Annotated in this window: 7 protein-coding genes, 1 rRNA gene and 3 pseudogenes; 5 read left to right on the top strand and 6 right to left on the bottom strand. The window is 38.4% G+C overall.

Going from position 1 to position 8,518, the window contains the following annotated elements:
- Together CDG59_RS15585 and CDG59_RS15225 are read left to right on the top strand one after the other, a co-directional pair.
- Positions 1-130, top strand: a pseudogene (locus tag CDG59_RS15585) (IS5 family transposase); the annotation flags it as partial.
- Positions 131-157: 27 nt separating this feature from the next.
- Positions 158-322 (top strand): annotated as a pseudogene (locus tag CDG59_RS15225) (DNA/RNA helicase domain-containing protein); the annotation flags it as partial.
- Between the two features lie 70 nt (positions 323-392).
- On the opposite strand, the gene CDG59_RS14635 reads toward CDG59_RS15225, so the two are convergent.
- Complete coding sequence (locus CDG59_RS14635) at positions 393-2,195, bottom strand: acyclic terpene utilization AtuA family protein (protein ID WP_087546012.1); 1,803 nt, start codon at positions 2,193-2,195, stop codon at positions 393-395.
- A gap of 194 nt (positions 2,196-2,389) precedes the next feature.
- On the opposite strand from CDG59_RS14635, the gene CDG59_RS14630 reads away from it, so the two are divergent.
- From CDG59_RS14630 to CDG59_RS14620, 3 genes are all read left to right on the top strand, one after another.
- A complete protein-coding gene (locus CDG59_RS14630; RefSeq protein ID WP_087546010.1) occupies positions 2,390-2,989 on the top strand; it encodes a TetR/AcrR family transcriptional regulator in 600 nt (199 codons plus the stop codon).
- A 106-nt stretch (positions 2,990-3,095) separates the two neighbouring features.
- Positions 3,096-3,713, top strand: a complete 618-nt coding sequence (locus CDG59_RS14625; RefSeq protein WP_087546008.1) for a DUF6915 family protein — start codon at positions 3,096-3,098, stop codon at positions 3,711-3,713.
- 18 nt (positions 3,714-3,731) lie between these two features.
- Positions 3,732-4,469: a hypothetical protein gene (locus tag CDG59_RS14620; RefSeq protein ID WP_087546007.1), complete on the top strand. Its 738-nt coding sequence runs from the start codon at positions 3,732-3,734 to the stop codon at positions 4,467-4,469.
- Positions 4,470-4,524: 55 nt separating this feature from the next.
- Here the strand turns inward: CDG59_RS14620 and CDG59_RS14615 are convergent, their stop codons facing one another.
- The 5 genes and pseudogenes from CDG59_RS14615 to rrf all read right to left on the bottom strand — a co-directional run bounded on the left by CDG59_RS14615 (position 4,525) and on the right by rrf (position 8,504).
- A complete protein-coding gene (locus CDG59_RS14615; protein ID WP_087546005.1) occupies positions 4,525-5,697 on the bottom strand; it encodes an acyl-CoA dehydrogenase family protein in 1,173 nt (390 codons plus the stop codon).
- Between the two features lie 92 nt (positions 5,698-5,789).
- A complete protein-coding gene (locus CDG59_RS14610; RefSeq protein ID WP_087546003.1) occupies positions 5,790-6,953 on the bottom strand; it encodes an acyl-CoA dehydrogenase family protein in 1,164 nt (387 codons plus the stop codon).
- 137 nt (positions 6,954-7,090) lie between these two features.
- Positions 7,091-7,647: pseudogene (locus tag CDG59_RS14605) on the bottom strand (DUF4256 domain-containing protein).
- A 242-nt stretch (positions 7,648-7,889) separates the two neighbouring features.
- Positions 7,890-8,276: a hypothetical protein gene (locus CDG59_RS14600; RefSeq protein WP_087546002.1), complete on the bottom strand. Its 387-nt coding sequence runs from the start codon at positions 8,274-8,276 to the stop codon at positions 7,890-7,892.
- Positions 8,277-8,389: 113 nt separating this feature from the next.
- Positions 8,390-8,504 (bottom strand): 5S ribosomal RNA (gene rrf / locus CDG59_RS14595).
- Positions 8,505-8,518: the final 14 nt, after the last annotated feature.

Raw genomic sequence — 8,518 nt, 5'->3', positions numbered from 1 at the left:
GCGTCATCTCATTGAAAACTATTTCTGTAAGTTAAAAGAATTTAAACGTATAGCGATGCGTAGTTGTAAAACAGATACGAGTTTTGAAGCCATGATTCAATTGTGCGCGAGTTTAATTAACTCTCGGTAATTCTCAACAAACCCTAATAAAGACTCGACTAAAAGCTATCTTATCAACGCCTATAGAGTTCTATTAACTCGGGCTCGACAAGGTATGGTTATTTTTATTCCGGCTGTAGATGGAAGAGACCCTACAAGACCTCAAAAGCACTATGACTCAATCTATAACTATCTCATTTCTTGTGGACTAGACATACTATAAAAAGACGTATTGATTTCGCTTGCAATGTCTCGTGCAAGCGCAACTCATACACTAGTTGATATTGATGTGATCAGGCGATTAGTTTTCTGGGCACCTTCACTGGCATATCTAATAGCTGCTGTGCAAAAGCCTTACCTTGCGGATCAATCCGCAAACTGGCAATCCCGCCGCCACCCAATGCATTTTCCAACATAAAATTCAGTGCATTCATGGCTGGCAATTCATAACGAATCACTTTTGATTTTTCAGGATCAAGTACATGCTGCATATAGTCTGCAACATTGGCTTCTGTCAGTGCTGCCCGAATCCAAGGTAGATATTCTGCTTTACGGGCAATCACCCCAATATTGCTATGATTACCCTTGTCGCCACTGCGCGCATGTGCCACTTCAATTAACGGCACTTCAATTTCATCACCTTGATAGCTCGCCACTTCACCCACTGAATGCAGGTTAATATCTTGTGGAGCTAAACCTGTTGGAATCTGAACTGGATGACGTTGCCCTGCAAAATCCACCTCAACCTTGATTTGATCTTTATCAATTAAGAAAGAGAAAAGCTTCACCACTGCCGAAGCTTTAGGACGACCACCAACAATCCCCGCTAATGCAGGTGCCATACCTGTAGATGCCTGTGCAATTTCCGAAGCAAAGAACATACAGGCTTCTTTAAACATGTGTTTCACAGCAATCTTGACGACCACTTCACGGCTATCTTTCACTCTGGCATGCGAACCATAGGTACTTTCGATACCCAGAATCTCCACCGATTTTTCACTAAATGGCGGAACTGAACGTAAAGCTAATACACGTTCGCATTTATTTAGAATCGCATCGGCAATAGTTTGCGCTTTTTCAGGAGCTTCACGACCTGCGATTAAGAAACTGACTAAAACACGATAACCATCCGCATAGGTAGCACTGACTTTATATTGCTGCGTTGGTTCACGACCTGTTGCACCTGTAACTTTTACTCGATCTTCACCGATTTGCTCTAAATGAACTTGGCTAAAATCAGCCGTCACATCAGGAAGTAAATAAGCTTGAGGATTACCAATCTCATAAACAATTTGTTCTGCGACTGTTGCTGTTGAAACCAAGCCACCTGTGCCTTGTGGTTTAGTCACAATAAAGGAAGCATCGGCACTGACTTCTACAATTGGAAAGCCCATATTGTCAAAGCCTTGTACTAAACGCCAATCGGTAAAATTACCCCCTGTACATTGGGCACCACATTCAATCACATGTCCTGCCAATGAACCCTGTGCCAACTTGTCATAATCATCCAGTGACCATTGATATTCATGCAGTAATGGTGCAAGTACCACAGCCGAATCGACCACCCGACCTGTAATCACAATATCCGCACCTAAATCCAAGGCATCACGGATCGCAACCGCCCCTAAATAGGCATTACTGCTGGCTACATGATGTGGTAAAGCATCACCATTAAACATTCCCTGAACATTTTGTTTCAGTAACTCAGCATGTTTGGGTAATACATCATCTCCAAGTACCACAGCAACTTTTAAATCCAAGCCTTTTTCATCAATTATTTTTTGTAAGGCATCACGACAAGCTAAAGGATTAACACCGCCAGCATTACTAATGACTTTGATTTTTTTCTCAGCAATTTTATTAATCAGTGGCGACATAACTCGGCTAACAAAATCCAAGGCATAACCATGATTTGGATCAGTCATCATTGCCTTTGCCATGATCGACATGGTAATTTCTGACAAATAATCAAACACTAAATAATCAATATCACTTAAATGTACCAACTGAAAAGCGGCTGTGTTGGTATCCCCCCAAAAGCCGGATGCACACCCAATTTTGATTACCTTCTGATCATCCTGCTTGACGCTTGCCATGAGTTTTCTCATTATTATTTCTAAGTTGCTCCAACATTACCAAGCAAGTGCTTGGTTTGTAAAGTGCATAATGATATGCTTTATTGGAAAAAACAGACAAATTCAAGCAAATGCTTGTTATAAAAAGATAAGACAATTCATGAAATGAATTTTGTTACAATGCTCACTAGATTTAATAGGATAGACGGACTGGCATGATCGCAACTTCAATTGAGCAAATACCTAAAATTGTATGTTTTGACGATAGCCCTCGTGGACGTTTGCTGCTTGGCGCTGCTTATCTATTTTATAAACAAGGTTATGACAAAACCACAGTTCGCCAATTGGGTGAATTTATTGGTATCCAGTCAGGTAGTCTTTTCCATCATTTCAAAAGTAAAGATGAAATTTTAGCGACTGTCATGGAACAAACCATTATTTATAACTTTGCACGGCTTAAGGAAGCGGCTGAACGTTCAAATGAGCCAGAACAACAATTACGTGATTTAATCAAAGCTGAACTGATTTCGATTACTGGGGATACAGGTGCAGCAATGGCCGTACTCGTTCATGAATGGTTTGCCCTCTCAAAAGAGAAACAAGACTATCTTTTAAAAATGCGTAATGAATATGAACAAGTTTGGCTGAATGTGATTGAAAAATTACGTGATCAAGGCAAAGTTAAACATGATGCATTTATTTGGCGTCGATTGATTGGTGGTTCTATTTCTTGGTCGGTCACGTGGTATAACCCAGATGGTAAAGTCAAAGTGGATGAGCTGACTGAAATGGTTTGGGAAATGGCTTTAAAATAAGTAAGATATGAGACGACATAACTTAACGTTCTACCCAATCATGGTATTTCTATTGTAAAAATTCTTTGTTAATCTGCAAGCAATATAACAGCAGAATAATAATGCCATGAATCCAGTCCAACATGCCAATATTTCAGTAAAACGTCGTGGGGGCGAGCTCGAAGATTATATTGATATTCATGCTTTGATTGACAGCACCAAAATGCTTTGTACCGATAACCGCCACCGTATCTTGCATACTTTTTGGGGGGTTCAAGAAGTAGTCATTCCGATTTTTGGACATCATTTCGAAAATAGTGCGGGTAAAAGTATCGAGGTCAAAGACCTGTGCGAAAAAGATCATTTACTGGTGGATTTCCACCATCGTTTTATTCCAACCATTGGCGATTTTGTTGCAGCCATGCAGGATATTCCCACTGATGGGCTGGCGACACGTTTAGAAAAATTCCACTCAGATGTGATTGATGACCCAAAGCTATCAGCAACATTACTCTCTCCATTATCAGTGACAGGACAACTAAAATCTTTACTGATCACTCACAATAGTTGGTTTATCAATACCATTCTTCCCATGATGGGAAAAGGCGAAGCTAAATTTATTGATTTTGATATTAGTCCAGACTTCTTTTTCAATCCAATGCGTTTTGAACTCTGGATGGACAATGGAATGGCCGTCCCGCCAAGTGCAGCCAAACTGCAAGACTTAAAAATGAAAATCGCTTAATTTTAAGGGGAAATAAAAATGAGCAATATCCAATACGTGATTCGTCAAAATGACTTTGCATATAATGATGAATGGCATCTGACCAATTGTGTTTCAACTGGGGCGATCAAGCAGATTTATACAGATAAAGCTGAAGCTGAAAAGGCATACAAATCACTAGTCGTCGAAGGCTTATACTATGATGAACTATGTAACTATGACATTGGCAATGGTGAAGTAGATGATGAAATCTACGAAAAACTTGAAGCTTTAATTTTAGAAAAAACAGGAAAAACTTTTAATATAGATGATGGTGAAATTCCTAAATTGAATGAAGATGATGCTTTTGAATTTGCTAAAATCTCAGGTATTGTCTGGTACCAATTATTGGAAGTTGATGCATCACAGCCCTGCTATGTACTCTGGATCAACTCTGAAGAAGACTATTTTAGTGGCTATGAAACTGGCAGCATTATTTCTAGCCAAGATGAAAATTTTAGTGATGTGTCGTGGGAAGCCAATATTTATGCGATGGACTATGCGTTTGAAGCTTTAATGGAAAAACCACTTGCGGAGTTAAGCGATAGTCCGCTGTTATTCAAACAATTTATCGAACAAACTCCAGATATTCGTTACGATGCTGAAAAAGACAGTATCGAAGGTATTGCCTTAGATAATATAAAATTTATCGATATAAAAACTTTGAACTCATTTTTGAAACAACCTATATTTGAAATCCGTCAAATCTCTTTAGAAGAATTAGCTGAACTAGAATAAATTTGAAAATAAAAAGTGCGGAAATTAACCGCGCTTTTTATTCGTCATGAAAGTATTAATAGCCTAGCTGCTTACTAATCAAATCTTTCATGATTTCTTCAGCACCACCACCAATCATATTCACTTTGACTTCACGATAAATTCGTTCGGATTTCGTTCCACGCATAAAACCCATTCCACCCAAAGTTTGCACAGCCGCATCCGCAGAAAATTGCATCGTACGAGTCGCTACATTTTTTGACATCGAAATTTGTGCAATGAGGTCTGCTCCTTGAAGCTCTTTTTGTCCCATTCGATAAGCTGTATCTTCTAATAACGCTCGTGTTGTAGTCAATTGTGTTGCCATATCTACAAGTTTGTGGCGAACCACCTGATGATCCACCAAGCGCTTTCCAAAAGTTTGACGCTGTTTTGCCCAATCTAAGGCTTCCTCATAACAGACCAAGGCATAACCATATGCCATCGCAGCTAGCCAAAAACGCTCCATATTAAAGTTATTCATAATGACTTTAAAACCAGCATTTTCCTCGCCTAACAAATGACTAACTGGGACTTGGACATTGTCAAAATGCAAATGCGCAGTGTCTGATGCCCACCAACCCATTTTCTTTAATGATGATTTGGTTATTCCCTTGCTATGCGCATCGACCAATAACATGGAAATCCCTTTGGCACCTTGGGCATTTAGATCAGTTTTGACCGCAACCGTATAATAATCTGCTCGCATCCCTGATGTGATAAAGGTCTTTTCACCATTCAAAATAAAATGATCTCCTTCTCGAATTGCTTTGGTTTTAATTGCAGCGACATCAGAACCGCCACTAGGCTCTGTAATTGCCAAGGCTGATATTTTTTCACCTGCAATAATCTGTGGCATAACTTCATTACGAATCTCAGGTCGAGCAAAATGATGAATGGGTGGTGTTCCAATGCTATGGATCATAAGCGAAATATGCACACCACCAGATCCAGCTTTTGCCATCTCAATTGCTGCCAACATCACGTAGAAGGCATCTGCATCGGGAATGCCACCATGTTCAGCATCATAGCCAAGACCCATTAAACCGACACTTGCAGCCTTTTGATAAAGTTCTCGTGGAAATATTCCTGCCTCATCCCATTCATTCACATAAGGTGAAATTTCTTTTTCTACAAAACGTTTGACACTGTCTGCAAAGGCCCGATGTTCAGATGTGTAATAAATCGGGTTAAGTGATAAACCATCCATGTCTTTTTCCTAAATTATTATTTAACGAGTTGTTCTTTTATAAATACGGCTTTAGACCAATCTCATTATGATCTAAAGCCTTAAAATTTCGCTTAATAACCGAGTTGGCGGCTGGCAAGGTCTTTCATAATTTCCTCTGCACCACCACCAATCATGTTCACTTTCACTTCACGATAGATACGTTCAGATTTTGTGCCACGCATAAAACCCATCCCTCCTAAAGTCTGAACGGCAGCATCAGCACAAAATTGCATGGTTTGTGTTGCTACATTTTTAAGCATGCAAATTTGTGCAATCAGTTCATTTCCCTGTAATTCGGGTTTTCCTAAACGGTAGGCTGTATCTTCCAATAGCGCACGAGTTGAAGTTAAACGTGTTGCCATATCTACAAACTTATGACGCACGACTTGATGATCAATTAAGCGTTTACCAAAAGTTTGTCGCTGTTTAGCCCAATCCAAAGCTTCTTCATAGCAAACCAACGCATAACCATAGCTGCTGGCTGCAAGAAAAAATCGCTCCATGTTAAAGTTATTCATAATGACAAAGAAGCCCATATTTTCGGCACCAAGTAAGTTTTTGGCTGGTACTCGCACACTATCAAAGTGCAAATGCGCGGTATCTGATGCCCACCACCCCATTTTATCTAACTTTGATTTTGTAATGCCTTCACTATGCGCATCAATCAACAGCATTGAAATACCATTAGCCCCCTTAGCATCAGGATCAGTACGTACTGCTACCGAATAATAATCTGCTCGAATACCCGATGTAATAAAGGTCTTTTCACCACTAACAATATAATCGTCATCATCTCGAACCGCTTTGGTTTTTAAAGCCGCAACATCCGAACCACCACTCGGTTCAGTAATTGCCAATGCAGAGATTTTCTCTCCTGACAAAATTTGTGGTAAAACTTCAGCCTTGACCTCTTCTTGAGCAAAATGCTGAATTGGTGGTGTTCCAATCGTATGTGAAAGCAATGATGCAGCCAAACCACCTGATGCGCACTTCGCCAACTCCACTGAGACAAGCAGAGTATAAAATGCATCCGTTCCCGCAATACCACCATAATTTTCATCAAAGCCAACACCAAGCAAGCCAATATCAGCAGCCTTTTTATAAAGTTCTCTCGGAAAGGTTTCCGCTTCATCCCATTCATTGATAAAAGGACTAATTTCCTTTTCAGTAAAGCGCCTAACACTCTCAGCAAAGGCTAAATGTTGCTCGGTGTAATATAAAGGGTTGAGTAGCATGCTTGCTTCCTAATAATTATTGATCATTGTTTTCGAGTATTTAGTGAACACTAAGGTATCAAAACCACAAAAACCAAGCAAGCGCTTGGCAAAATTTAAAATTAAAAAATTTTAGAATAATGGTATAAAGTTCAAAATTATATTTTTAGTCGACCACGAAAACCACGAGTCGCATAATAAGATTGCGCACCATTGTGATAAATAAAAACTCGTCCATAGCGATTATCACAAAAAATTGCACCACCCTATTTGCGTAGATCTTCTGGTATTTTACCCAACTCGAAGTTTTTAAATCAAAATGTTCAACCGACTGCAATTGCTTGTATTGCTCTTCTGTCAGCAATTCAACTCCCATCACTTCTGCTTCATCAACAGCATTGCTAATTGGTTTATGTTCTTTCCGTGAATTTAGTGCCTCTCGATCGTAGCAAAGACTTCTGCGACCTTTGGGTGATTCTAATGAACAATCATAAAATATGATCTCAGATGAGTCTGAATATATTGATACTATGTCAGGTTCTCCACCTGTTTCTTCCATTTGATGCAATGACCATAATTTATCTGGAACTTGTTTTAATCTTTCCTCAACCTGATATCAACTTAAGTTTAAATGTCGATCCATGTTGTTTTCAAAGCGAATTTTTAATTTTTCCAACAATAACTTCTTCTCGCTCTCAACCAATTTTTTTCCCATTATATTTACACCCCACTTTTTCAATAATCTATTATTTATATCTATGTAAATGATGAAAACTAGAATAACCACTTAATCAAATTTTCACTTAAATGATCCATTTTATAAATATTTAAATTAAAAATAGAATAAAAAATACACCTGACTTTTTAGCTATTATAGAAATTTGAGTTCAGATTTTTTAGATATATATTTGATTTATTTAAACTTAATTATTTTATAGTTCTTAGATTTAATATTAACTACGAAATAAAGTTACTAACTACTAGCCTATTTCTCCAGAGATACTCGAATTTTGCCAAAGTAGCGACAAAAATTGCTTCTCCACCAATATGCATAATTGCCAATATCGTCATTTCATGCCAAAACCACCATATTATAATCAAACAAATAATGCACCAAAATCCATTTGCTATCACAAGAATATTGATGAGAGTAGCTGATCGCCTTCTATAATTTGCTAATATAAATGAATAACATGCATACAATAAATTAGTACAACCAATAAAAATGATGATGCTTTTTGGTAAATGATACATTTGACTTAACCATTGTGCTACAAGCAAAACTATTAAACCTGCTGAAACAGCGGCACAACAATCTACCCATAAAATATTTTTTTGAATCATCGTTATAAATAATCTAAACCTTTATAAGGATATTAGCATAAACCCTATTTTCATTTTCTTATTTCAATAAAAAACACCCCTAACCATTAGGTTAGGGGTGTTTCGTATTTAAAAGCTGGCGATGACTTACTCTCACATGGCAAGTGCCACACTACCATCAGCGCTAAGAGGTTTCACTTCTGAGTTCGGGAAGGGATCAGGTGGTTCACTCTTGCTATTGTCGCCAGCAAACTGTTGTGGTG

This window comes from Acinetobacter sp. WCHA29 (assembly GCF_002165335.1).
GTDB lineage: Bacteria > Pseudomonadota > Gammaproteobacteria > Pseudomonadales > Moraxellaceae > Acinetobacter.
The sequence above is the reverse complement of the archived record's forward strand: the minus strand, read 5'-3'. Positions and strand labels throughout refer to the sequence as shown.

Coding starts and splice junctions, on each gene's coding strand:
- CDG59_RS14625 (WP_087546008.1), top strand. CDS start 3,096: ATGAATCCAGTCCAACATGCCAATATTTCAGTAAAACGTCGTGGGGGC.
- CDG59_RS14620 (WP_087546007.1), top strand. CDS start 3,732: ATGAGCAATATCCAATACGTGATTCGTCAAAATGACTTTGCATATAAT.
- CDG59_RS14600 (WP_087546002.1), bottom strand. CDS start 8,276: ATGATTCAAAAAAATATTTTATGGGTAGATTGTTGTGCCGCTGTTTCA.
- CDG59_RS14630 (WP_087546010.1), top strand. CDS start 2,390: ATGATCGCAACTTCAATTGAGCAAATACCTAAAATTGTATGTTTTGAC.
- CDG59_RS14615 (WP_087546005.1), bottom strand. CDS start 5,697: ATGGATGGTTTATCACTTAACCCGATTTATTACACATCTGAACATCGG.
- CDG59_RS14610 (WP_087546003.1), bottom strand. CDS start 6,953: ATGCTACTCAACCCTTTATATTACACCGAGCAACATTTAGCCTTTGCT.
- CDG59_RS14635 (WP_087546012.1), bottom strand. CDS start 2,195: ATGGCAAGCGTCAAGCAGGATGATCAGAAGGTAATCAAAATTGGGTGT.